This window comes from Methylomicrobium lacus (assembly GCF_041897535.1).
Lineage (GTDB): Bacteria > Pseudomonadota > Gammaproteobacteria > Methylococcales > Methylomonadaceae > Methylomicrobium > Methylomicrobium lacus_A.
The window spans coordinates 3,968,747-3,991,007 of the sequence record NZ_CP169217.1 but is presented as its reverse complement, the minus strand read 5'-3'; the positions used below and the strand labels follow the sequence as shown (position 1 = coordinate 3,991,007).

24 protein-coding genes and 1 pseudogene are annotated in these 22,261 nt (G+C 51.4%); 17 read left to right on the top strand and 8 right to left on the bottom strand.

Features of this window, described 5'->3' with window-relative positions; all coding sequences use genetic code 11:
- Positions 1 to 26 precede the first annotated feature (26 nt).
- Together sufU and ACEPPP_RS17905 are read right to left on the bottom strand one after the other, a co-directional pair.
- A complete protein-coding gene (gene sufU, locus ACEPPP_RS17910; protein WP_374088724.1) occupies positions 27 to 479 on the bottom strand; it encodes a Fe-S cluster assembly sulfur transfer protein SufU in 453 nt (150 codons plus the stop codon).
- On the bottom strand, positions 479 to 1,702 hold the full coding sequence (locus tag ACEPPP_RS17905; protein ID WP_374088723.1) for a SufS family cysteine desulfurase: 1,224 nt from the start codon (positions 1,700 to 1,702) through the stop codon (positions 479 to 481). The genes sufU and ACEPPP_RS17905 overlap by 1 nt, the downstream gene beginning before the upstream one ends.
- A gap of 89 nt (positions 1,703 to 1,791) precedes the next feature.
- Between ACEPPP_RS17905 and ACEPPP_RS17900 the strand changes: the two genes are divergently transcribed.
- Complete coding sequence (locus ACEPPP_RS17900; protein ID WP_374088722.1) at positions 1,792 to 2,352, top strand: Uma2 family endonuclease; 561 nt, start codon at positions 1,792 to 1,794, stop codon at positions 2,350 to 2,352.
- A gap of 45 nt (positions 2,353 to 2,397) precedes the next feature.
- On the opposite strand, the gene sufD is transcribed toward ACEPPP_RS17900, so the two are convergent.
- From sufD to ACEPPP_RS17875, 5 genes are read right to left on the bottom strand one after another with little or no spacing between them, the layout of a single operon-like run.
- Positions 2,398 to 3,720, bottom strand: coding sequence for a Fe-S cluster assembly protein SufD (gene sufD, locus ACEPPP_RS17895; protein WP_374090945.1), 1,323 nt, complete (start codon positions 3,718 to 3,720; stop codon positions 2,398 to 2,400).
- Positions 3,720 to 4,463, bottom strand: a complete 744-nt coding sequence (sufC, locus tag ACEPPP_RS17890; protein WP_374088721.1) for a Fe-S cluster assembly ATPase SufC — start codon at positions 4,461 to 4,463, stop codon at positions 3,720 to 3,722. Before sufC ends, sufD begins: the two co-directional genes overlap by 1 nt.
- 57 nt (positions 4,464 to 4,520) lie before the next feature.
- Positions 4,521 to 5,447, bottom strand: coding sequence for a bestrophin family protein (locus ACEPPP_RS17885; protein WP_374088720.1), 927 nt, complete (start codon positions 5,445 to 5,447; stop codon positions 4,521 to 4,523).
- Positions 5,448 to 5,474: 27 nt separating this feature from the next.
- The gene (gene sufB, locus ACEPPP_RS17880; RefSeq protein WP_374088719.1) at positions 5,475 to 6,923 is read right to left on the bottom strand and encodes a Fe-S cluster assembly protein SufB; all 1,449 of its coding nucleotides are present in this window, start codon (positions 6,921 to 6,923) and stop codon (positions 5,475 to 5,477) included.
- 51 nt (positions 6,924 to 6,974) lie between these two features.
- On the bottom strand, positions 6,975 to 7,439 hold the full coding sequence (locus ACEPPP_RS17875) for an SUF system Fe-S cluster assembly regulator (protein WP_374088718.1): 465 nt from the start codon (positions 7,437 to 7,439) through the stop codon (positions 6,975 to 6,977).
- Between the two features lie 179 nt (positions 7,440 to 7,618).
- Between ACEPPP_RS17875 and ACEPPP_RS17870 the strand changes: the two genes are divergently transcribed.
- Together ACEPPP_RS17870 and ACEPPP_RS17865 are read left to right on the top strand one after the other, a co-directional pair.
- Positions 7,619 to 7,933: a pyrimidine/purine nucleoside phosphorylase gene (locus ACEPPP_RS17870; protein WP_374088717.1), complete on the top strand. Its 315-nt coding sequence runs from the start codon at positions 7,619 to 7,621 to the stop codon at positions 7,931 to 7,933.
- Between the two features lie 27 nt (positions 7,934 to 7,960).
- Complete coding sequence (locus ACEPPP_RS17865; RefSeq protein WP_374090943.1) at positions 7,961 to 8,389, top strand: YcgN family cysteine cluster protein; 429 nt, start codon at positions 7,961 to 7,963, stop codon at positions 8,387 to 8,389.
- Positions 8,390 to 8,526: 137 nt separating this feature from the next.
- Here ACEPPP_RS17865 and ACEPPP_RS17860 read toward each other — a convergent pair whose 3' ends face one another.
- Entirely contained in the window at positions 8,527 to 9,069 is a 543-nt protein-coding gene (locus ACEPPP_RS17860) for a DUF2079 domain-containing protein (protein ID WP_374088716.1), read from the bottom strand.
- Between the two features lie 326 nt (positions 9,070 to 9,395).
- On the opposite strand from ACEPPP_RS17860, the gene ACEPPP_RS17855 reads away from it, so the two are divergent.
- The 14 genes and pseudogenes from ACEPPP_RS17855 (at position 9,396) to ACEPPP_RS17790 (ending at position 22,249) form a co-directional block, all read left to right on the top strand.
- Complete coding sequence (locus ACEPPP_RS17855; RefSeq protein WP_374088715.1) at positions 9,396 to 10,184, top strand: glycosyltransferase; 789 nt, start codon at positions 9,396 to 9,398, stop codon at positions 10,182 to 10,184.
- Positions 10,169 to 10,567, top strand: a complete 399-nt coding sequence (locus tag ACEPPP_RS17850; RefSeq protein ID WP_374088714.1) for a GtrA family protein — start codon at positions 10,169 to 10,171, stop codon at positions 10,565 to 10,567. The genes ACEPPP_RS17855 and ACEPPP_RS17850 overlap by 16 nt, the downstream gene beginning before the upstream one ends.
- Positions 10,564 to 11,334 (top strand): glucose-1-phosphate cytidylyltransferase, encoded by a 771-nt coding sequence (gene rfbF / locus ACEPPP_RS17845; RefSeq protein WP_374088713.1) that lies wholly within the window; start codon positions 10,564 to 10,566, stop codon positions 11,332 to 11,334. The genes ACEPPP_RS17850 and rfbF overlap by 4 nt, the downstream gene beginning before the upstream one ends.
- The gene (rfbG, locus tag ACEPPP_RS17840; protein ID WP_374088712.1) at positions 11,328 to 12,404 is read left to right on the top strand and encodes a CDP-glucose 4,6-dehydratase; all 1,077 of its coding nucleotides are present in this window, start codon (positions 11,328 to 11,330) and stop codon (positions 12,402 to 12,404) included. The genes rfbF and rfbG overlap by 7 nt, the downstream gene beginning before the upstream one ends.
- Entirely contained in the window at positions 12,401 to 12,961 is a 561-nt protein-coding gene (gene rfbC / locus ACEPPP_RS17835) for a dTDP-4-dehydrorhamnose 3,5-epimerase (RefSeq protein ID WP_374088711.1), read from the top strand. Before rfbG ends, rfbC begins: the two co-directional genes overlap by 4 nt.
- Positions 12,958 to 13,089, top strand: a pseudogene (locus ACEPPP_RS17830) (SAM-dependent methyltransferase); the annotation flags it as partial. The gene rfbC and the pseudogene ACEPPP_RS17830, both read left to right, overlap by 4 nt.
- Positions 13,090 to 13,221: 132 nt before the next feature.
- Positions 13,222 to 14,184 (top strand): class I SAM-dependent methyltransferase, encoded by a 963-nt coding sequence (locus ACEPPP_RS17825; RefSeq protein WP_374090942.1) that lies wholly within the window; start codon positions 13,222 to 13,224, stop codon positions 14,182 to 14,184.
- Complete coding sequence (locus ACEPPP_RS17820; RefSeq protein ID WP_374088710.1) at positions 14,181 to 15,290, top strand: DegT/DnrJ/EryC1/StrS family aminotransferase; 1,110 nt, start codon at positions 14,181 to 14,183, stop codon at positions 15,288 to 15,290. Before ACEPPP_RS17825 ends, ACEPPP_RS17820 begins: the two co-directional genes overlap by 4 nt.
- The gene (locus ACEPPP_RS17815; RefSeq protein ID WP_374088709.1) at positions 15,283 to 15,939 is read left to right on the top strand and encodes an acetyltransferase; all 657 of its coding nucleotides are present in this window, start codon (positions 15,283 to 15,285) and stop codon (positions 15,937 to 15,939) included. The genes ACEPPP_RS17820 and ACEPPP_RS17815 overlap by 8 nt, the downstream gene beginning before the upstream one ends.
- 62 nt (positions 15,940 to 16,001) lie before the next feature.
- Complete coding sequence (locus tag ACEPPP_RS17810) at positions 16,002 to 16,745, top strand: cephalosporin hydroxylase family protein (RefSeq protein WP_374088708.1); 744 nt, start codon at positions 16,002 to 16,004, stop codon at positions 16,743 to 16,745.
- Between the two features lie 20 nt (positions 16,746 to 16,765).
- The gene (locus tag ACEPPP_RS17805; RefSeq protein WP_374088707.1) at positions 16,766 to 17,707 is read left to right on the top strand and encodes a glycosyltransferase family 2 protein; all 942 of its coding nucleotides are present in this window, start codon (positions 16,766 to 16,768) and stop codon (positions 17,705 to 17,707) included.
- Between the two features lie 83 nt (positions 17,708 to 17,790).
- Entirely contained in the window at positions 17,791 to 19,392 is a 1,602-nt protein-coding gene (locus ACEPPP_RS17800) for a DUF2079 domain-containing protein (RefSeq protein WP_374088706.1), read from the top strand.
- A 63-nt stretch (positions 19,393 to 19,455) separates the two neighbouring features.
- Positions 19,456 to 20,997 carry a hypothetical protein gene (locus ACEPPP_RS17795; RefSeq protein ID WP_374088705.1) on the top strand — a complete coding sequence of 514 codons (1,542 nt, stop codon included), beginning with the start codon at positions 19,456 to 19,458 and terminating at the stop codon, positions 20,995 to 20,997.
- 1,063 nt (positions 20,998 to 22,060) lie between these two features.
- A complete protein-coding gene (locus ACEPPP_RS17790) occupies positions 22,061 to 22,249 on the top strand; it encodes a Flp family type IVb pilin (RefSeq protein WP_374088704.1) in 189 nt (62 codons plus the stop codon).
- The last annotated feature ends 12 nt before the right edge of the window (positions 22,250 to 22,261 follow it).

Genomic DNA, 22,261 nt, shown 5'->3' with positions numbered 1-22,261 from the left:
GCTGCGGACGACGGCTGAAAAGCCTGTCACTCCGTCGAAACCGGCGTATGCTGATTCTGCAACGCCGCATCGAGCGTATGCCAGGCCAAGGTCGCACACTTCACGCGCGCCGGATATTCCCTGACGCCGGCCAATACCGCCAGCTTGCCGAGCGCTTCGAGTTGCAAGTTGTCGTCCTTACCGGTGGTCATTTCGTGGAATTTTTTGAACAACGCTTCGGCTTCCTGCGCGGTCATGCCCTTGATGATTTCGGTCATCAGCGACACCGACGCGGTCGAGATCGCGCAACCCGAACCCTGGAAACTGGCGTCCTTGATCACATCGCCGTCCATTTTCAGATACAGGGTCAGGCGGTCGCCGCACAAGGGGTTGAAGCCGTCCACCTGCCGGTCCGCGTCTTCGATGACCCGGAAATTTCGCGGGTTGCGGTTGTGATCGAAAATGACCTCCTGGTAGAGGTCCCGTAACTCATCAAACATCAGCCAAATACCTTAATTAACGATTCAATACCCCGCATCAACACGTCGATCTCCGCACGGGTGTTATACATTGCGAACGAGGCGCGCGCGGTCGCCGGCACCCCGTAAAAATCCATCACCGGCATCGCGCAATGGTGCCCGGCGCGGATCGCGATCCCCAAGCTGTCGAGCATCGTGCCGATGTCGTGCGGATGGATATGATCGAGCACGAACGACAGGATCGCGCCTTTATGCTCCGCCTCGCCGATAATCCGGAGCCCCTTGATCTTCCTGGCCTGCTCGGTCGCATAGTCGAGCAATTCGGCCTCATAGGCCGCAACGTTCTCCATGCCGATCGCGTTCAAATAATCGATCGCCGCGCCCAGCCCGACCACGTCGGCGATGCTCGGCGTGCCGGCTTCGAATTTGTAGGGCAGCGTATTATATTCCGATTTTTCGAAAGTCACCCGGCGGATCATGTCGCCGCCGCCCTGATAAGGCGGCATCGCCTCCAACAGCGCCTGTTTGCCGTACAACACACCGACGCCGGAAGGTCCGTACAGTTTGTGGCCTGAGAATACATAAAAGTCGCAATCGAGCGCCCGCACGTCGACTTTCATGTGCGGAATCGCCTGCGCGCCGTCGAGCAGCACAGGAATGTTCCGAGCATGGGCGGCGGCGATGATCTTCTCGACCGGATTGATCGTGCCCAAGGCATTGGACATATGCGCAACCGCCACCAGCCGGATCCTGTCGCTCAGTAACGCTGCGAATTCGCTATAGATCAATTCGCCTTTCAGGTTGATCGGCGCGACTTTCAAGACCGCGCCGCTTTGCTCGCACAAGAGCTGCCACGGCACGATATTCGAATGATGTTCCATCGCGGTGATCAGAATTTCATCGCCGGCCTTGATGTTGGCCCGCCCATAGGATTGGGAAACCAGATTGACCGCCTCGGTCGCGCCGCGAACGAAAATGATTTCCTTCTCGCTGGCCGCGTTGATGAAGTCCTTGACCTTGGTTCTTGCGCCTTCGAACTTGTCGGTCGCACGCACGCTCAAAGTATGGACGCCGCGGTGGATGTTCGCATAATCGTGCCGGTACAAATCGCTGATCGCGTCGATCACCGCATTCGGCTTCTGGCAGCTGGCGGCATTGTCCAGATAAACCAGGTCTTTGCCGCGGATTTTTTCGGCCAGAATCGGGAAATCGGCTCTGATTTTTTCTATGGGGAAAGTTGTCATCGTCGTGTTTGGCCTAATATCGGCGTGTTGCTTTATCATGATTGACATATTATATTTAACCTTTGTGCAAATCCGGTTTAACGGTGCCCATGTCCACAGTGAATCCTACCAAACATCTGACCAATCTCGATGAATGGCGCAGGCTCGGCGAGGCGAACATTTTCCCGCCGGACAGCCGGCTCGAACTGATCGATGGAGAAATTCTCGAAATGGCACCGATTGGCTTTAATCATGCGGGTCACTTGAAACGAATCACGAATTTTCTGGCCCCGCTTGTTGCCGGTAAAGCCATTGTCAGCGTTCAAGATCCGCTCCAACTCGGCGACCTGTCCGAACCGGAACCGGATTTCATGCTGTTGAAGCCGAATCCGGATTTCTATTGTTCGCGCCATCCGAATGCCGGCGATGTATTGCTGCTGATCGAAGTCGCCGACAGTTCGCTGGCTTTCGATCAGAATCAAAAACAGCGTTTGTATGCTTTGCATGGCATTCCGGAATATTGGCTGCTGAATCTGAACGACAACTGCCTCGAAGTCTATCGCCATCCGCACGGCGAGTCATATGAACAGAAGACCACACTGCGCGCCGGTGATTCGATCAGCCTGTTGCAACTGCCCGATATCGCGATCAAACTTTCGGACATTCTGTAGGCCCCATCGTCGGGTTGCCGCTTAGCAGGCAACCCGGCCGACAAATTACAACCATGCCTTTTCGACGCCTTGCTGCGGAAAGCGCTGCAAAAGTTCACCCAACACCAGATCATGCAGTTCCCTGACCCTGATCTTATCGACCATCTCATTAGCGAACGCAAAGGTCAGCATGTTGCGCGCGGTTTCTTCATCGACGCAACGGGATTGCAGATAAAACACCGACTTTTCGTCCAGTTGACCGACCGTCACGCCATGCCCGCACTTCACGTCATCTGCGTAAATCTCCAGCTGCGGCTTGGTGTCCGCTTCCGCATCGGTCGATAATAATAGATTGCGGTTGTTCATTTCCGAATCGGTTTTTTGCGCATCTTCGGCCACGATCACCCTCCCCTGGAACACCCCGCGCGCCCTGTCGTCCAGCACGCCTTTGTACAATTCTCGGCTGGTCGCATAAGGCTTCTGGTGAACGATGCGCGTATGGTTGTCGATATGCTGACGCTTGCCGCCGACATACAGTCCGTTCAGGATACATTCCGAGGCATGATCCAGATCGGCATGAATGTCGCTGCGCGCCAGCAGTCCGCCGAACGCAAAGTTATGATGTGCAAAGCGGGCATCGCGCGCCTGGGCCACATAGACGCCGCCGAAGTGATAGGCCTTGTCCGACTCAACCTGTAATTTATACTGCGCCAGATCGGCATTCGCGCCGACAAACACTTCGGTCACCGCCGCCGACAGATAGGCAGAGTCCGCGCCGACATAGGTTTCGACGATTTCGGCCTGCGCCATCGTCTCGATCACGATCAGGTTGCGCGTGGTCGCCAGCGCCTCGGCTTCGGTCACGACATGCAACAGTTGCAACGGCTTCGCAAGCAGGTGTTTGGCCGGAACGTGCATAAACACACCATCAGAAAACCAGGCCGTATTGAACGCGACAAAACCGTGCTCGCTGTCTTTAACCGCCTTGCCCAAATGCTCCTCGATCAACTCGGGCCGCTTGGCCAGCGCCTCCGCGATGCCGAGCACCGAAACCGCCTCGGGCAGAGCGTCCAGCCGTGAAAGCTCGGCCGAAAAGCGCCCATTCAGCAGCACGACGGACCAGGCATCGTGCAGGCGATATGCATCGAGCCATGCCTTGTCGATTGGGCCGGAGGCCGGCGCCAAGGCAGGCTTAAACAGTTTTTTCTCGATCGCGGAAACGTTCGTGTAACGCCATTCCTCCTCGCGCGGCGACGGAAATCCGCCGGACGAGAACTGCGCGAGCGCCTCGCGGCGCCGCTTCGCCAGCCACGGCAAATCCCGGCCCGGCAATTGCGGCGCGATCGCATCATATTCCGCCGCATAACGGTTTTGAGTCACTGCGCTCATCATGCCGCCTCGAGCCAGCCGTAGCCTTTTTCTTCCAGTTCCAGCGCCAGTTCGGGACCGCCTGACTTCACGATCCGGCCGTGCGCCAGCACATGCACGACGTCCGGCTTGATGTAGTCGAGCAGGCGCTGATAATGGGTCACCATCACGAACGCACGTTCCGACGAACGCAAGGAATTGACGCCGTCGGCGACGATCTTCAGCGCGTCGATGTCGAGTCCCGAATCGGTTTCATCGAGAATGCACAGTTTCGGTTCCATGATCGCCATCTGCAGAATTTCGTTGCGCTTCTTCTCGCCGCCGGAAAAGCCCTCGTTGACCGCGCGGTACAGAAACTTCTCGTCCATTTCCAGCAGTTTGACCTTGTTCTTGACCAGCGTCAGAAAGTCCATCGCATCGACTTCCGGCTGGCCGTGGTGCTTGCGAATCGCATTCAGCGCGGCCTTCAGCAGATAAATGTTGCTGACGCCAGGAATTTCGACCGGATATTGAAACGCCAGAAAAACGCCTTCGCGCGCACGGATTTCCGGGGCCATCTCAATCAGATCCATGCCTTGATAGGTCACCGAACCCTCAGTGACCGTGTAGCCGGCCTTGCCCGACAGTACATGCGACAACGTGCTTTTGCCGGAACCGTTCGGCCCCATGATCGCGTGGATCTCGCCGGCCTTGATTTCCAGATTGATGCCTTTCAGAATCGGCTTGTCGCCCACGCTGACGTGGAGATTTTCTATGCTGAGCATTTCGTTTACCTGTGTTGTTTAATGGGCCTTATACCCAGATCTTTACCAATTTTAAAATCAATTTTCGTTATCCGTCCTGCTTGCCGCCACCGATTCCAGCAAGGCCAAGCCGTTGGCCTTGATCGTGTTGCATATGCCGTGCAAGGGCAAATGACTCAGACTATTCGTCGAGAACGGGTACTGCAATTCGAAGCCGATTCTGTCCAGCGAAAGCAAGGGATAGGCGACCAGCAAGAAAATCAAAACACTGTTCAGGCCGGCTTTTTCGATCAATGAAAAAGGCAACAGCAGTAAAAAAATCAGGATGAAGCGGCGCGCCTTGATCGCGTAAACCAGAGGCATCGGTGTCTTCAGGATTCTTTCACAGCCGCCGAGGCAATCGATCAGGTAGGTCCTTTGTCGCTCCAATTCCTTAAAAACCGTCTCATTGATGTCATGACGACGATAGGCTTGGTCGAATAATTTTGCTATTTTTCCGGCCACGAAGTACGGCATGTGTTGAGCCGCCTGCAGTTCCTGAATTTGCTGGGAGGTCAACAAGTCTTTCAACTCATCGAAATTTTGGCTCTGGCGCAGCGATTCCTTGCAGGCAAACGCAAAGGCGATCGTCCACTGAGTGATTTCGCGCCGCCAAACGGCATTGTCCGGACCGTAACTTAACGCGGCCAGCAAAATGTTCCGACTCGCATTCACGATGCCGCCCCACAGCTTGCGCGCTTCCCACCAGCGGTCATAACCGGCATTGGTGCGGAACACCAGCACTACGCCGAGCACGGCGCCGATATATTCAAACGGCGTGACGTTCAAATACGGCAACGGTGTCCAATACCGATCGATCAAAGCCAGAATCAGCGGATAGCAGGAAGCCAATAACAACCCCGGCAGCAGTCTCGGGGTAACCGAGCCGCGCCACATCAGGGCGCCGTGCAAAAATTTGCCGGCTTCTTCCTGATTGGGGGTTACATAAGTATCTGCTTTCTTCATGCCATTGCCGTAATAATAGAGGCGCCGTTATCCGACCGAACCTTCCAGACTCAAGCCCAACAACGCCTGCGCCTCGACCGCAAACTCCATCGGCAATTCCTTGAACACTTCCTTGCAGAAGCCGTTCACGATCATCGACACCGCATCCTCGGCCGAAAGTCCGCGTTGCTGGCAGAAGAACAACTGGTCTTCGCTGATCTTCGAGGTCGTTGCTTCATGCTCGACCTGCGCCGACGGCTGTTTGACCTCGATATACGGAAACGTATGCGCGCCGCAGCGGTCGCCGACCAACAGAGAGTCGCATTGCGTGTAGTTGCGCGCATTCTCGGCGCTCTTCAGCACCTTGACCAGACCGCGATAGGTATTTTGCGCCTTGCCGGCCGAGATGCCTTTCGACACGATCGTGCTGCGCGTGTTCTTGCCGATGTGGATCATCTTGGTGCCGGTGTCGGCCTGCTGATAATTGTTGGTCAGCGCGACCGAGTAAAACTCGCCGATCGAGTTGTCGCCGGTCAGCACGCAGCTAGGGTATTTCCAGGTGATCGCCGAACCGGTTTCGACCTGGGTCCAGGACACTTTCGAGTTGTCGCCGCGGCAATCGGCCCGCTTGGTCACGAAGTTGTAGATGCCGCCCTTGCCTTCCTTGTCGCCCGGATACCAGTTCTGCACGGTCGAATATTTGATCGTCGCGTCTTTCAGCGCGATCAACTCGACCACCGCCGCATGCAGCTGGTTTTCATCGCGCATCGGCGCGGTGCAGCCTTCGAGGTAAGAGACATGGCTGCCCTCGTCAGCGATGATCAAGGTCCGTTCGAACTGCCCGGTATTGGCCGCATTGATCCGGAAATAGGTCGACAACTCCATCGGGCAGCGCACGCCTTTCGGGATATAGACGAACGAACCGTCGGTAAACACCGCCGAATTCAGTGCCGCGAAAAAATTGTCGCCAGGCGGCACGACCGAACCAAGGTACTGTTTGATCAGATCCGGATGATCGCGTAAGGCTTCGGAAATCGGGCAAAAAATGATGCCGGCATCCTTCAGTTTTTCCTTGAAAGTCGTCGCGACCGAGACGCTGTCGAACACCGCATCGACCGCGATGCCGGCCAGACGCTCCTGTTCGTCGAGCGGAATGCCGAGTTTCTTGTACGCTTCCAACACTTCCGGGTCGATGTCGTCTAGGCTTTTCGGGCGGTCTTCCTTGCGTTTCGGCGCCGAATAATAGCTGATCGCCTGATAGTCGATCGGCGGGAATTTGACGAAGGCCCATTCCGGCGTTTTCATCGTCCGCCAATGGCGATACGCCTTCAGACGCCACTCCAGCATGAATTCGGGTTCGTTCTTGACCTTGGACAACCGGTGAATCACGTCCTCGTCGAGACCCGGCGCGAAGGTTTCGGTTTCCAGGACCGTCACGAAGCCTTGCTTGTATTCCTGGCTGATCAGGTTCTGGATTTCTTGAGCGCTTGCTGACATAAAAACTCTCTACATTGAATAAGGAAAATGCCAAAGCCATTTTCCGCCAAACTAAACAAATTTTTCCTTGGCGTATAAACTCGCCACCGGAATCAAAATTTCTGCCGGCGCCATCGCTGGCTGGATCATGTCCGCCAGAGTCACCGACTCCAGTGCATTGTGTATCGCCCGATTGATCAAACCCCAATTGCCGCGGATGCCGCAGCCCGAAGCCTGCTCACAGCCCTCGTGCGAAATGCTGCACTCGGTCAGCGCGATCGGCCCTTCCAGCGCGCTGATGACCCGGGCGACGGTAATCTTGTCCGGGGAACTGGCCAGCGCGTAACCGCCTTTCGCGCCACGCGTCGAAATCAGCACATTCTGATGAACCAGCAGCTTAAGAATTTTACTGACCGTGGGCAAGGCAATTCCGGTCGCGGACGCGATTTCGATCGCCGCATGCACATCGCTGGCGTCTTTCGCCATGAAACTCAAAATCACCGTGGCATAATCGGTCAGTTTGCTTACCCGTAACATATCCACCCTCGTTAATTAGGACTATTTTAGTCTTATTTGATTCCACAGTAAATAACTAGGTTTTGATTTTTTGGTCATTTGCAGAACGACTGGCACGATCAGTGCTTTCAAACTGAACGAAAAAATCCATAATCTGCTATCATGTCGGCCCCTAAAACTTAACTCTTACCAAGGTATCCATGTCCGAATTCAGCAATGTCACAGTCGTCAAAAAGGCCAATGTCTACTTCGGCGGCAACGTTTCAAGCCGCACGGTCCGTTTCGCGGACGGCTCGAGCAAGACGCTCGGCTTCATGCTGCCAGGCGAATACACATTCAATACGGCCGATCCTGAACTGATGGAAATCCTCGACGGCGATCTCGACGTGTGGCTGCCGGGCGCACAGCACTGGCAAACCGTCAAAGGCGGCGAATCGTTCAATGTACCAGGCAATGCGCAATTCACGGTCAAGATCAAGGCACCGACCGATTATATCTGCTCGTTTTTGAAATAAAACCGGATCATGATGCAGGCCGACGCGATGAATTTCTGGCACAGCAAAAAGCTGCATGAAATGACCGACGAAGAGTGGGAGTCGTTATGCGACAACTGCGGCAAGTGCTGCCTGAACAAGCTTGAGGACGAAAAGACCGGGGAGATTCATTTCACCAGCGCGGCCTGCAATCTGATCAATCTGAAAACCTGTCGCTGCACGCGCTATGCTGAGCGCACTCAGCTGGTGCCGCGCTGCCTGGACGTTCGGCAGCTCGCGCCCGACGCTTTCCACTGGCTGCCATCGACCTGCGCTTACCGGCTGCTGTCCGAAGGGGAGGACCTGCCTTCATGGCATCCGTTAGTCTCGGGCCGCCGCGACGGTGCGCAGCGCGCGGGCGTTTCGATCGGTAGCTACGCGATCCCCGAAACCCAGGTTAAAAGACTTGAAGACCACATCATTCGCTGGCTGGATTAAACCCATACCTTTATACACAACTCCGTCATTCCGGGATTGCCGGAATCCAGGCTACAGGGACGTATCGGACTTGCTATTCATGCTGCGCTGCAAATCGAGTAAGGACAACGCATTTGCCGCGAAGTCGGCGGAGCCGATCAGGAGAATATCGAAACCGAGAAGCGGTAAAAACAATCCGTAAGGCAGTAACAAAACCAGGCGATGAACGGCGTTGCCACAGTCACGGGATGAAAGTCCCATTGGGCGGCGCTGAGCACAAAAGGATTGAGCAGAACCCCCAGTGTCCAGGAAAAAGACTGCCAATGCGTATAACCGAGTCTTAAACCGGTTTTGTAGATCGGCAGCGCCGTCGATGCGATCGCGAGTGACTGCGTCAATATCAGCCATTCCGGTCCCGGATAAATTTTATAGAGGAGCGCATAGAGGTAAAGCCATGGATGAAAATGGACGCCGAACCAATGATAGGGTTCAGCGGTGCCGATAGTCACCATGGGCGCGCCGTTGTTTAGAATGCTCCAAATGGCCTGACTGAAGGCGCCGGTATCATTGACGGAAGCTTTAAAGCTCCAGTGCCTATCGATACCCAGTAGCAGCATGGCAAGAAAATACACGCTACAGCTGATCAGTAGAGCCCGATACACGGCTTTGGCTTGCACGGCAATAAAGACTATTGGTTGCAAACTTAAATTTTCCTATGTTTTCATCGATTTACAACCCTGAAAAGATTGGCCACGCGGTTTGAGTCGACGAGTCACAGAAGACCATTGTTGCCAATTGAATACATCTTATAAATTTAGACTATCCTATAAATTAACAGCTCCACTGCCACTAATTTTGACTTTGGAATCGCAAAAAATTAACATGGTCGGCTAATGACTGTGTCTTGCTTCCTTTGTTTTTTGCGTTGAATGTAAGCCGTTAAGCCGCCTCCCCCTAAGACCTCTGCCCTGAAGAATTTTTACGCATGAATCCTTTGGTGACTTTTTTTATACCGGTTAGAAATGGAGTGCCTTACATCGAAGAATGCATCCAATCGATTCTTGCGCAATCGTTTCAGAACTGGCGCCTGTTGATCCTGGATAACCGGTCCACCGACAGTACTGACAGCCTGTGCAGCAAATATCTGGCGGATCGGCGGATCGAATATATCACGAACGCAACCGATATCGGCATGATCCCCAACTTCAATCAATGCCTGGATTTGTGCGATACCAAATACTATGCCATCCTTTCGCATGACGATATGTATGCCGATGCGCGCGCAGTTGAGGACAGTTTAACCCTGCTTGAAAACGACCCCGAACTCTGTGCCGTTTATTCCCATCTCAACTGGATAGACGGCAACTCACAGACAATCGCGCGCAAAAAATTCAAAACGATGGGTAAGGTGGCATCAGACACGATCGCCAAGACTTCAATCCGGACTTGCCGCAACCTGTTTGGAGTGCCGCTTTTGGTGCGCGCCGCCGCCGTCAAAGGCCATAAATACGAAAGCGCGTTTTATTTTACCGCCGATATCGACTTTTCGATTGCGATCGGCCAAGGCTTATACCATTATGTGATTGACAGGCCTTGCTATGCGATTCGTTTCCATGCGTCGAACACGTCCATGCGCGATTTTTCAAAAACGCGGTCAGAACTCAATAGCATCGCCGACAAGCATCGGATCAAATTGAGTGTTGTCGACTCGATCAGGATGCGGATCAACGACTGGCAAACGCGTGCGGGGAAACACCTGTTTTATCTGTACCTGGATCATTTCCGAAAATTCATGCCCGCGTGTCAGCAAAGATGATATCACTCCGCAACCCAGGCATCCTGCTGCGCTTCCTGGCGGTTGGCGTTGTCAACACCGCCTTCGGAATCGGCGTTTATTGGCTGCTGCTTTACACCGGTTTAGCTTATCCGTGGGCGTCTTTACTCTCTCTGCTGGTGGGCATCGTTTTCAGCTTTAACAGCCACAGGCTGGCCGTGTTCAAAACCGGGGGCGACTTCTTCCGCTATGTATCGGTCTGGGCATCCATTTATTTCGTCAATATCGAGCTGATCTCCATAATCAGAGAGGATACCGGCGATTATGTTGCCGGCATCGCGGTATTGCCGGTCAATGTCGTTTTGTCTTTTATTTTGATGAAGCGCTTTGTTTTTCGTCCGGCCAAGGAATACGGTGTTTCATGAAAGCCATTATTTTAGCCGGAGGACTCGGCACCCGTATCACTGAGGAAACCGTACTGCGTCCGAAACCGATGATCGAAATCGGGGGGCGGCCTATCCTTTGGCACATCATGAAGACCTATTCGGCGCACGGCATCAATGAGTTCATTGTCTGCTGCGGCTACAAGGGTTACATGATCAAGGAATACTTTGCCAATTATTTTCTGCATATGTCCGATGTGACCTTCGATATGCGCAATAACCAGATGGAAGTGCATCAGCACCATGCCGAACCTTGGCGGGTAACGCTGGTCGATACCGGCGATCACACCATGACCGGCGGTCGCTTGAAACGCGTGTCCGAGTATATTAAAGACGAATCGGCATTTTGCTTTACCTATGGGGACGGCGTTGCCGATATCGATATTTCTGCCCTGATTGCTTTTCACCGGCAACATGGTAAAAAGGCGACCGTGACCGCGGTGCAGCCGCAAGGCCGCTATGGCTCTCTGGACATGGCAGGAAACGAAGTGCTGGGCTTTGTCGAAAAGCCGCCAGGTGACGGCGCCTGGATTAACGGCGGTTTTTTTGTCTTGTCCCCGAGTTGCCTGGAATTGTTGTCGGACGACTCAACTTCCTGGGAAAGCGGGCCGCTCGGTCGGCTTGCCGCCGAAGGAGAACTGATGGCTTACCAGCATCGAGGCTTCTGGCAACCGATGGACACCCTGCGCGACAAAAATCATTTGGAAGCGCTTTGGCAAGACGGCAAGGCGCCCTGGAAAGTATGGTAATCAATCCCGGATTCTGGCGCGGCAAAAGAATTTTTCTGACCGGCCACACAGGATTCAAAGGCGGCTGGCTCGCTCTTTGGTTGCAAGAGCTCGGAGCGTCCGTATTCGGCTATGCCTTGAATCCCTCTACTACACCCAACTTATTTACAGTGGCCAACGTCGGCCAAGCGCTGGCTGCAAGCACGATTGCCGATATACGCGATAGCAGTCGGCTGGAAAAGGCGATGCACGCCGCACAACCCGATTTGGTTTTTCATCTGGCAGCGCAGCCTTTGGTCAGGCACTCCTATGCCGATCCCGTCGAAACCTATGCCATCAATGTAATGGGGACGGTGAATGTGCTGGAAGCCGTTCGAAAAACGCCCAGCGTTCGCGCCGTTATCAACGTGACGACGGATAAATGCTACGAGAATCAGGAATGGCTCTGGGCCTACCGCGAAAACGAACCGATGGGAGGGCATGACCCCTACTCCAGCAGCAAGGCTTGTGCCGAACTGGTGACGTCGGCTTACCGGCGGTCATTTTTATCCGAAGCCGGCGTAGCCTTGGCCAGCGTCAGATCAGGAAATGTGATCGGCGGCGGCGACTGGTCTAACGATCGACTGATTCCCGATATTCTGCGCGCTTTTGACGCCGGCCAAACCGTGGTGATTCGCTCGCCCAATTCGGTGCGTCCCTGGCAGTATGTCCTCGAACCCTTGGCCGGCTACCTGATGCTCGGAAAAAAATTATACGAAGATCGCGACAATTTTGCCGAAGCCTGGAATTTTGGCCCGAGTGATGAAGAGGCCCGCTCAGTCCAATGGATTGTCGAACATCTTGTCGCCGGCAGACCCGGCGCAAATTGGCAAGTTGATCTCTCGGCACAACCGCATGAGGCGGCCTTTCTTAAGCTGGATAGCAGCAAGGCGCGAAGCAAACTTGGCTGGAAACCTCGTTGGCGACTTGATACCAGCCTTGAAAAATGCCTGGCGTGGAATAACGCCTATCGTGCCGGTCACGACATGCGCGAATTCACCTTGAGGCAAATCCACACCTATAATGGATTCAGCGCAGAAGGTCATCCATGAAACGCTTCGATTTTTTTCCGACACCTTTGCCGGGGCTGACATTGGTACAACGGAAACCGATTGAAGATAGCCGAGGATTTTTCAGCCGTTTCTTTTGCGCCGAGGATTTTGGCCGGGTGGGTTTGACGAGGCCGATTGCACAGATGAATCATTCGCTGACGCATTTGAAAGGCTCGGTGCGAGGTATGCATTTCCAGTATCCGCCATTCGCTGAAGACAAATTTGTTAGCTGCGTGCGCGGCTCAATTTTCGATGTGGCGGTCGATTTACGCAAGGAATCGCCGACTTTTCTGCACTGGCATGGTGAAATCTTATCCGCCGATAATCAGCGCAGCTTGCTGATTCCCGCAGGCTTTGCACATGGTTTCCAGACCTTGGCCCGCGATTGCGAGCTGCTGTATCTACATACGATGCCTTATGCACACGATTGCGAAGGCGCGCTCCATGCGCTTGATCCACTATTGGAAATTGCATGGCCATTGCCTATCGCAGAAATTTCCGAACGCGACCGGACTCACCCGATGCTTAACTCGCAGTTTGAAGGACTGACTTTATGAAATGCCGTCACTGCGGCGCCAACCTGCAATTGCCGCTGATCGATCTGGGCAGCGCGCCGCCTTCCAACGCCTATCTGACCGAAGCGGCTTTACACACCCCCGAAAAATGGTATCCGCTACGGATTTTGGTATGCACCCAATGCTGGCTCGTCCAGACCGAGGATTGCGTCGGCGCAGAAACGCTTTTCGATGCCGAATACGCCTATTTCAGCTCTTTTTCGCTATCCTGGCTGCAGCATGCCGAACGTTATGTCGCTACCATGATCGCCCGTTTCGGCTTAAACGAAAACTCCCATGTAATTGAAATCGCCGCAAACGACGGCTATCTGCTGCAGTACGTCATGGCTCACCGTATTCCCTGTTTGGGAATCGAACCCACGGCCGCCACGGCCCAGGCGGCTAGAGCGAAAGGCATCGGCATCATCGAGGATTTTTTTGGCGTTCGCCTCGCGCGGCAATTAGCTGCTGAAGGTAAAACGGCCGACCTGATCGCCGCCAACAATGTGCTTGCGCACGTACCGGACATCAACGATTTTCTATCCGGCTTTGCCGTGTTATTGAATCATGACGGGATCGCAACCTTCGAATTCCCTCATTTAATGCGGCTGATTCAAGAAAATCAATTCGATACGATATACCATGAGCACTTTTCCTACCTTTCGCTGATTGCAGTCCTGGCCATTTTCGAACGCAACGGCCTGACGGCATTTGATGTGGAAGCATTGCCCACACATGGCGGCAGCCTACGCGTTTTCGCTCAACGCCGAGATACCGGAAGCCGGCCTATCAGTGCAAAAGTCGGAGAGCTGCTTGCCGCCGAACACAATGCGGGCTTAAGTACCGACGCTTATTACCGCGATTTCCAGACTCGGGTCAATCGCATAAAAAATGATTTCGTGACCTTTTTACTCGATGCGGCGAGCCAGGGTAAAAAAGTCGCCGCTTATGGCGCCGCCGCCAAAGGCAATACCCTGCTCAATTATGCCGGGGTTCGTCCCGATTTGATCGCCTACGTTGTCGATCGCAATCCTGCAAAACAAAACAAGTACCTTCCCGGAAGCCGAATTCCGATCGTTGCCGAAGATCTTTTGCAGACAGACAGACCGGATTATGTTGTCGTTTTTCCCTGGAATCTGAGAAAAGAAATCATGCAGCAGCTTGGCTATATCCGTAACTGGGGGGGACAATTCGTAACGGCAATTCCTTATCTGGAAATTTCATGAAGGCGCGCATACCCTATACAAAACCCTCCATCACGGAATTGGAAGTTGCTTATGCAACCGATGCGGCCAGACACGGATGGGGAGAAAGGTGCTATGAGTACATCGCCCGTTTTGAGCAAGCTTTTAAAGCCCATTTGGGGGTAAATTTTGCCATTGCGACATCCAGTTGCACCGGTGCGTTACATATGGGCCTTTCGGCTTTGGGTATTGGTCCCGGCGATGAGATTATCCTAGCGGATACCAACTGGATTGCCACGGCGGCGCCCATCGTGCATTTGGGGGCAAAGCCGGTGTTTGTCGATATTCTAGCCGACAGTTGGTGTATCGACCCGGAAAAAGCCGAAGCCGCCATTACGCCCCGAACCAAGGCCATCATTGCCGTCCATCTCTATGGCAATCTCTGTGAAATGGATAAATTGCTGGCAATAGGCGCAAGACATGGCATCCCGGTCATTGAAGATGCCGCCGAAGCGATTGGCTCCGTCTATCACGGCAAAAGAGCAGGCAGCATGGGCTTGTTTGGCTGCTTTTCGTTTCATGGAACCAAGACGTTAACGACGGGCGAAGGCGGCATGTTTGTCACCGACGACGCCGATCTCTATGAGGCCGTACTCACGCTTTCGAACCATGGCCGCGCGCATGGCCAATCCAAGCAATTCTGGCCGGACCAGGTCGGGTTCAAATACAAAATGTCCAATATCCAGGCGGCTATCGGCTGTGCACAGATGGATAGGATCGAAGAGCTGATTGCCCGTAAACAGGAGATACTGCTTTACTACCGCCAGAATCTAAACGATTTGTCCCCTATAAAAATCAACCCAGAACCCACGGGGACTGTCAACGGCGCTTGGATGCCGACCGTGGTTTTTGACGAGCAAACGGGCATAACCCGCGAAGACCTTTTTGCGGCTTTTGCCAGTGACAATATTGATGCGCGCGTGTTTTTTCACCCTCTATCCGGCCTGCCCATGTTTGATCCTGTACCGCAAAATATGAATGCTTGGCGCATACCTCAACGTGCGATTAATTTGCCAAGCTTTCATGATCAAACCTCGACTGAGCAGGATCGAATCGTACAAATAATCCGCGCCTTGTTAAATGAGTGACCCTATAAAGCGTTACATTCTTTGGGGCAGCTCGGGTCACGCCAAGGTGTTGGCTGAACTGATTACGTTACTTGGCGGCAACGTCGTTGCATTATTCGATAATAATCCTGAAGCGGAATCGGTATTGCCCAATGTTCCCTTGTTTGTGGGCTTAAAAGGATTTTTGCGCTGGCGTGAGCTTAATAGAGGTGAGACTGTCGCCGGCCTGGCAGCAATAGGGGGAGGAAGAGGCAAGGATAGACTGGATATACATAAACTGTTTAAGCAGCATGATGTCACCTTAGGTACTTTGGTGCATCCCGATGCCACAGTCAGCAGATCCTCGATATTAGGCGCCGGCTCACAGATCATGGCGCAATCCGTGGTTGCTGCCGATACGCGTTTGGGTGAAGGCTGTATTATCAATCATGGCGCCAATGTCGATCATGAATGTTTATTAGGGGATGGCATACATCTTGCACCCGCCGCAACGCTATGTGGCTGTATTACTTTGGGCAATAATGTCTTTATCGGCGCAGGAGCGGTGGTGCTGCCGAAATTGACCATCGGCCATGATACGATTGTTGCAGCTGGCGCTGTTGTGACGCGAAGTCTTCCTGCTGGCGTCGTCGCTGTAGGCAATCCGGCGAGAATCATCAGAGCCGTTTAATTTCATAAAGCCACTTAAATTCGATCTTTTAGACCATAAAAATTTCCATAGCGATGATACCGATGTACGATCAATTTAAAAAAGAATGCGAAAACGAGATCAATTTGCAAGGAGCGGATCCGGAATTGGAAAAATTCTCTAACCGATGGATAACCGAGGTAAACTCTTACAAATATTCCTATCACTTTGAATGGCTCGGCCGCCCGATTATTCAATATCCGCAGGACATCATCGCGATGCAGGAGATCATCTGGTCCGTCCAGCCTGACCTGATCATCGAAACCGGCATCGCGCATGGCGGCTCGCTGATTTTTTCGGCCTCGATGCTCGAATTGAATGCCGCTTGCGGCGGTCCTGCCGACGCTGAGGTATTGGGTGTCGACATCGACATTCGTCCGCATAATCGCGCGGCGATCGAGGCGCATCCCATGTTCAAACGGATTTCCCTGCTTCAGGGCTCAAGCATCGCCGACGACATCATCCATAAGGTTCAAGAGAAAGCGGCAAGCAAACAAAAGGTGTTGGTCTGCCTGGACAGCAATCATACCCACGAGCATGTGCTCGCCGAGTTGAAAGCTTATGCGCCACTCGTATCAGAGGGAAGTTATTGTGTGGTATTTGATACCATTATCGAAGACCTGCCAAAATCGATGTTTCCCGATCGCCCCTGGGGACCCGGTAACAATCCGAAAACCGCGGTTTGGGAATACTTGCGTGAGCATCCAGAATTCGCAATCGACAAAAGCATCCAGAATAAATTATTGATTACAGTGGCTCCCGATGGTTATTTGAGACGCGTCAGTTAATCTAAAAAAATGACTTTGCCATGATGAAATTAGCCATCGCTGTTCCCTGCTACAATGAGCAAGAAGTCCTCGATGAAACCAATAACAGGCTGACGCAGTTAATTGACCGCCTGCTTGATCAAGGAAAGGTCAATCCGGACAGCAGGATTTATTATATCGATGATGGGAGCACTGACCGTACCTGGGATATCATTGAAAACCTCAGTAAACATCAGCCTAGTGTCACCGGTATCAAACTTTCGCGTAACGTCGGCCATCAACATGCCCTGCTTGCGGGGCTTTTGACAGCCGAAGGAGATGCCATAGTCAGTATAGACGCCGACCTTCAGGACGATGTGTCCGTAATCGAACAGATGGTCGATGACTTCAATCTGCGCAAAGTCCAGATTGTTTACGGGGTGCGCAAACAACGCAACTCCGATTCTTTTTTTAAAAGAACGACAGCCGATTTATTTTACAAAGTATTGCGATTGATGGGGGGCGAAATCATCCAACATCATGCCGATTTTCGCTTGATGGGACGCCCCGCCATTGAAGGATTACGCGAGTTCAACGAGGTCAACCTATTCTTGCGCGGCATCATACCGCTGCTCGGCTTTAAATCATCCATCGTCTATTATGACAGGACGGCCAGATTTGCGGGCACCAGTAAATATCCGTTTAAAAAAATGCTGGCTTTGGCGTTGAACGGCATCACTTCCTTTTCGGTCGTGCCGCTGCGAATGATAACGGCACTGGGTTTTGTGGTCTTCTTGCTCAGCGCTGTCATGGGAATTTGGGTATTGACAAACGCGTTGCTGACCGATGCGATGGTTCCCGGTTGGGCGTCGACGATTCTGCCGATTTATTTTCTGGGCGGCATACAAGTCTTATGCATTGGCGTGCTCGGTGAATATATCGGAAAGATTTATAAAGAGACCAAACAGCGGCCTCGTTATTTTATTGAAAAAACTACTGACTGAAAGGCTCTTATAAATATGCCAATTGTCATCAGCACACTGTCGAACCTTTTTCAGAGTAACTGCAAAAAAGGCAGAAGCCTTTTATGTCTATGCGTTTGATCCTTAACAAATGGCATATTGCTCTTTGGGGCTGCAGCCTTAGCTATTTCGCAATTTTTAGTTTTTTAGGAATATGGCGTCATTGGGGATATCGGACATCCCTTTATGACTTGGGCTGTTATGATCAGGCCATCTGGACAGCCAGTCAAGGAGGAGCCCTTCTCAACAGTTTCAATGCTTCCGGACAAACGATGAATTGGTTGGGCATCCATTTCCAGCCCATATTGTATCTTTTCGTGCCCCTTTACAAAATCTATCCGAGCGTGCATTGGTTGATCTTGAGCCAATCTGCAGCGCTTGCTTTTTCCGCCCTGCCGATTTTTGCGATCGCGCAACATGTCACGCGTTCAGAAAAAAACGCATTCATTTGGGCATTAATCTATCTGCTGAATCCGTTTGTGATTGCCGCCGCAACCTGGGATTTTCATGAAGTCAGCCTGGCGACTTTTTTTATTTGCATCGGTTTGTACGCAATAACGCAAAAACGTTTGTCACTCTTGATCGTTTCCAGCATTTTTCTGATGGCCTGCAAGGAACATTTTGGCTTAACGGTTGCGGGTTTTGGATTTCTCTATGGCGTTGTGCACAAAAACTGGCGAGTCGGCACAGGATTTGCGGTCATCGGCATCATGATGGCGGCCCTGATCATTGGCGTCGTCATGCCGTCTTACTCGCCAACCGGCCAGCATCTGATGATAACCCCGGTTAAAAACATGCATTCGAGCGCTTTGCGCTATAGCTGGTTAGGGAAATCACTGTCCGACGTGATTGCAAATCTTTTTATGCATCCATTGAAAGTGATGGAAACAGTGTTGCTGACGATGAAAGGATGGATCTATCTCTTCGGTTTACTGGCGCCTTTTTTATTTCTTCCTGTTGCCGCGCCTGTCTGGCTGATTCCAATAACCGGCGATCTTTTGGCGAATTTATTATCTGCCAATCCGATGCCTCGTCGGATTTTCAGCTATCACTCCGTGACCATGATCCCCTTGCTGACAGTGGCAGCTATTTTTGGCCTCCAGAAGATTCACCCTTTTTTAAGAGCGCTCTCGGCGGCAGGCATCTTAAAATTGACGCTTTGCTTGGGACTGGTATTGGCTTACTTTGCCGCGCCGCTCCCCTTAACGGGCGCTGTCAATTATTGGCGACCGATTAGCGTCATTACACCGTTTGATAAAAGAGAGTACGTAGTAAAGGAAATCATCGGCAACGGAGCGCTATCGGCCCAGGTAAATTTGGGTGCGCATTTTACTCAAAGAGATTCAATCTATGGCTTTCCTGACAAAATAGACCAGGCGGATTTTATCGTACTCAGGCTCGATAGTCCGACGCTTAAAATAACGTCTGATAATCCGGGAGAAATCGGATCATTGGCACATCACCTGCATTTACATATCACAGACTACCTGAACCAGGTGGAAAAATTGCTAAACGACCAGAAATACGCGCTGCTTTATTGGGACGATCCCTGGCTGGTGTTCGGTAAGCAGCAACAAAAATCATCTTCCGCCTCAGCGGCATTGGTCCATGCCAAAATTCAAGAACTGCACCGCAGTTGGTTGAGCGTTAAGCCAAACGAAAAATAACTGTTATCGACGGACTTTAGTCTACAATTTTTCATTAGAAATAACTTAAGACGAAAACCTGACATGCGCCCCAATACAAGTAGCCTAATCGTCAATAAACAATCGCCTAAAACCGAAATTTTTATTCTCGTGCTTCTGGCCTATTTAACTTGGCTGATAGCCGCGTTCTGCGGCACAGGGGACGATACTTACTGGCACATCAAAGTCGGCGAATGGATTCTGGACAATCACCGGATTCCAACAACGGGCATTTTCTCGTATACCGCCGCCAATATGCCCTGGGTTTCCCATGAGTGGCTGTCGGCCATCATATTATATGCGGTCTTCAGCGTAGCCGGATGGCCGGGACTTGTTTTGCTCGCAACCTTAGCGATCACCTTGGCCATGTGGTCAATGTGCAATTTTCTGGTCAAACGGATCAGTATCAACAGCTGTATTATTTTTGTACTGTTCGCCTACTTTTTGCTGACGCCTCACATCATGCCCAGGCCGCACATCCTGATTTTACCCATCATGGTGTTTTGGACGGCGGAATTGATCAAAGCCAGCGAAAACCAAACGCATCCGCCCTATCCATTGGCGCTTGTCATGGTCTTTTGGTCCAACATGCACGGCAGTTTCATCCTGGGCATTCCTTTCATACTCTATTTTGCGGCCGAATCGGCCTTCGCCATCAAAGACAGCGCCTTGCGGCTTAAGGAATTGCGGCGCTGGCTGCTATTCTTTTTGCTCAGCCTGTCGGCGCTGCTGGCCAATCCCCATGGCATCGACGGACTTTTGCTTCCATTCAAGCTGACCGATCAAACCTATGTGATTGATCACATCGTCGAGTGGGCTTCGCCCAATTTTCATGGCTTCCAGCCGCTGGAGTTCTGGCTCTTGGGATTTATCGGTTTTACCTTATGTAAAGGCTTGACCCTCCCCCCCTTCCGATTGATCTTCCTACTCGGTCTGCTCCATCTTTCACTCAAATATATTCGTTTTGCCACCGATCTGCTGCCGTTTTTATCGCCCTTGATCCTGGCAACCCCACTCAGCAAACAATTGAATCGCCCAGCGGATTTCTCCATCGACTCACTTTATCCCAAAAATATAAAGCATTGGTTAGCCATCGGTTTATATCTGACGGCTCTATCGTTCTACCTTCCCGCCAGAACGATAGAGACCAAAGCGAACATCCACTTGGGAAAATTGCTCGCCGCCTTACAGGATGAAAAACCGGTTCTAGGTAACATGCTAAACAGCTATTCGCTTAGCCCGTACCTGATTTACTACGATTATCCGGTGTTTATCGACTCACGCGGCGAACTGTATGGCGACCCGTTCATCGAAAAACATTTTAAGACCACCTCGCTCGAAAAAGGGGCAGAACCTTTATTGGATCTGATCAAAGAATACAATGTCTCCTGGACAATTTTTGAAACCAATTTGCCGATCAATGCCTTTCTCAGTCAACGTCCCGAATGGCGGCGAATCTATTCCGACAAATTCTTCACTATTTATTTGACCCAAAGTAAAGACATTAACGAGCGGACAAAACGGGAATTACAAAAAATCAAAGACAACCAGCCTAAGGATGATGCGGCGAATAACCTACCTTTATAAGCCAGCCGCATCGGCCTTAACCCTCATCGTTATACATAAATACCGTCATACCCGCCGGGAAGATGGTATCCAGGCCAGGGATGGTAAGCTCTAAACTTCCCTGTAGCCTGGATTCCGGCAATCCATGCCGGAATGACGGACTTGTGTATAAGGGCATGGCCTTAACCTCATCGATACACTCCTTTCAGCATACGATCGATCGCTCACAGTCCCCGCACAGCGCCTGAACATCTACTACTGGCCTGCAGACAGGATGTGGGAGCAGAAGTAGAGACTCACTTTATAACCCAGCTATCACAAAAATACCTAAAAAATCAATAGGTAGCTTTACCAAGTTATAAAATAATGAAGATTTGTTAGAATCAATGGGTAATCAAGTCCCCAATGGATCAATTCTTCCTATAAGGCAAAGATCATTTAATTTTGCATAGTCTGCCGAGTTATCCTAATTAATTCGTACTCTCGGAAAGAGTGGCCTAGAAAACGACGTTCAACTTCTATCCGGCGCTCAGGATGCGCTTTCAATGACCTTGGAGTCTGACACAAAATTCAAGCTATTTTTGAGGTAAATAAAGATCCTATACACAAAACTGCTTAACTGAATTTTTTTATATTTAAATCATAATTTTGTATTATTTTTACAAAACCTATGCTTCTATTTTGACAGCTACTTTTGACCACTGAAAACGCTTTCATTCACATCTGCTGTGAAAATTTATACAAATTTACATTAAAAAAATATTAATTTCACCCTAGCTATTGCCAAAATGAATGCTACACTTTTGACAGAGGATGGATATCTAGCCTCTACTGTGTCTAAGGGATTTTGATAGCCCCACATCATGCTTTTTTGAGCGCGGCTATGCGGAAATTACATTAAAAGTTTTTTTTGTTCCATGCGAATGGCCTTGCATTCAGTATTCTTACCAGAATGCACAGGATAAGAAATAAAAACTAACTTTTATTGTAAGGATAAGTCATCAATTTTTACTCACCTTCCATTGGCAAGCATTCTGCAATGCTTCCAAAATTTGGAAACAAGACTAACCACGGAGACAGAAACGTGAAAACAACCTTGATTACTCTGAAGAAGCTCCCCTCCTTCCTTAAAAAAGAGCATGGGGCGACCATGGTGGAATATGCAATTATGCTGGCGCTGATTGCGGTGGTGTCCATTGCGATGATCCAAGTCCTGGGCCAAAAAGTGAACAATACGTTCAGCACCATTCAAAGCGCAATGCCTGCAGGTTAAACGTAGTTTTTA

Bases quoted from the DNA above. Each gene is read 5' to 3' on its own strand.
- ACEPPP_RS17875 (WP_374088718.1), bottom strand. From the start codon at position 7,439: ATGTTACGGGTAAGCAAACTGACCGATTATGCCACGGTGATTTTGAGT.
- rfbG (WP_374088712.1), top strand. From the start codon at position 11,328: ATGGTAATCAATCCCGGATTCTGGCGCGGCAAAAGAATTTTTCTGACC.
- rfbF (WP_374088713.1), top strand. From the start codon at position 10,564: ATGAAAGCCATTATTTTAGCCGGAGGACTCGGCACCCGTATCACTGAG.
- ACEPPP_RS17885 (WP_374088720.1), bottom strand. From the start codon at position 5,447: ATGAAGAAAGCAGATACTTATGTAACCCCCAATCAGGAAGAAGCCGGC.
- ACEPPP_RS17795 (WP_374088705.1), top strand. From the start codon at position 19,456: ATGCGCCCCAATACAAGTAGCCTAATCGTCAATAAACAATCGCCTAAA.
- sufU (WP_374088724.1), bottom strand. From the start codon at position 479: ATGTTTGATGAGTTACGGGACCTCTACCAGGAGGTCATTTTCGATCAC.
- ACEPPP_RS17825 (WP_374090942.1), top strand. From the start codon at position 13,222: ATGATCGCCCGTTTCGGCTTAAACGAAAACTCCCATGTAATTGAAATC.
- ACEPPP_RS17820 (WP_374088710.1), top strand. From the start codon at position 14,181: ATGAAGGCGCGCATACCCTATACAAAACCCTCCATCACGGAATTGGAA.
- sufC (WP_374088721.1), bottom strand. From the start codon at position 4,463: ATGCTCAGCATAGAAAATCTCCACGTCAGCGTGGGCGACAAGCCGATT.
- ACEPPP_RS17870 (WP_374088717.1), top strand. From the start codon at position 7,619: ATGTCCGAATTCAGCAATGTCACAGTCGTCAAAAAGGCCAATGTCTAC.
- rfbC (WP_374088711.1), top strand. From the start codon at position 12,401: ATGAAACGCTTCGATTTTTTTCCGACACCTTTGCCGGGGCTGACATTG.
- sufD (WP_374090945.1), bottom strand. From the start codon at position 3,720: ATGAGCGCAGTGACTCAAAACCGTTATGCGGCGGAATATGATGCGATC.
- ACEPPP_RS17905 (WP_374088723.1), bottom strand. From the start codon at position 1,702: ATGACAACTTTCCCCATAGAAAAAATCAGAGCCGATTTCCCGATTCTG.
- ACEPPP_RS17815 (WP_374088709.1), top strand. From the start codon at position 15,283: ATGAGTGACCCTATAAAGCGTTACATTCTTTGGGGCAGCTCGGGTCAC.
- ACEPPP_RS17800 (WP_374088706.1), top strand. From the start codon at position 17,791: ATGTCTATGCGTTTGATCCTTAACAAATGGCATATTGCTCTTTGGGGC.
- ACEPPP_RS17810 (WP_374088708.1), top strand. From the start codon at position 16,002: ATGTACGATCAATTTAAAAAAGAATGCGAAAACGAGATCAATTTGCAA.
- ACEPPP_RS17865 (WP_374090943.1), top strand. From the start codon at position 7,961: ATGAATTTCTGGCACAGCAAAAAGCTGCATGAAATGACCGACGAAGAG.
- sufB (WP_374088719.1), bottom strand. From the start codon at position 6,923: ATGTCAGCAAGCGCTCAAGAAATCCAGAACCTGATCAGCCAGGAATAC.
- ACEPPP_RS17900 (WP_374088722.1), top strand. From the start codon at position 1,792: ATGTCCACAGTGAATCCTACCAAACATCTGACCAATCTCGATGAATGG.
- ACEPPP_RS17805 (WP_374088707.1), top strand. From the start codon at position 16,766: ATGATGAAATTAGCCATCGCTGTTCCCTGCTACAATGAGCAAGAAGTC.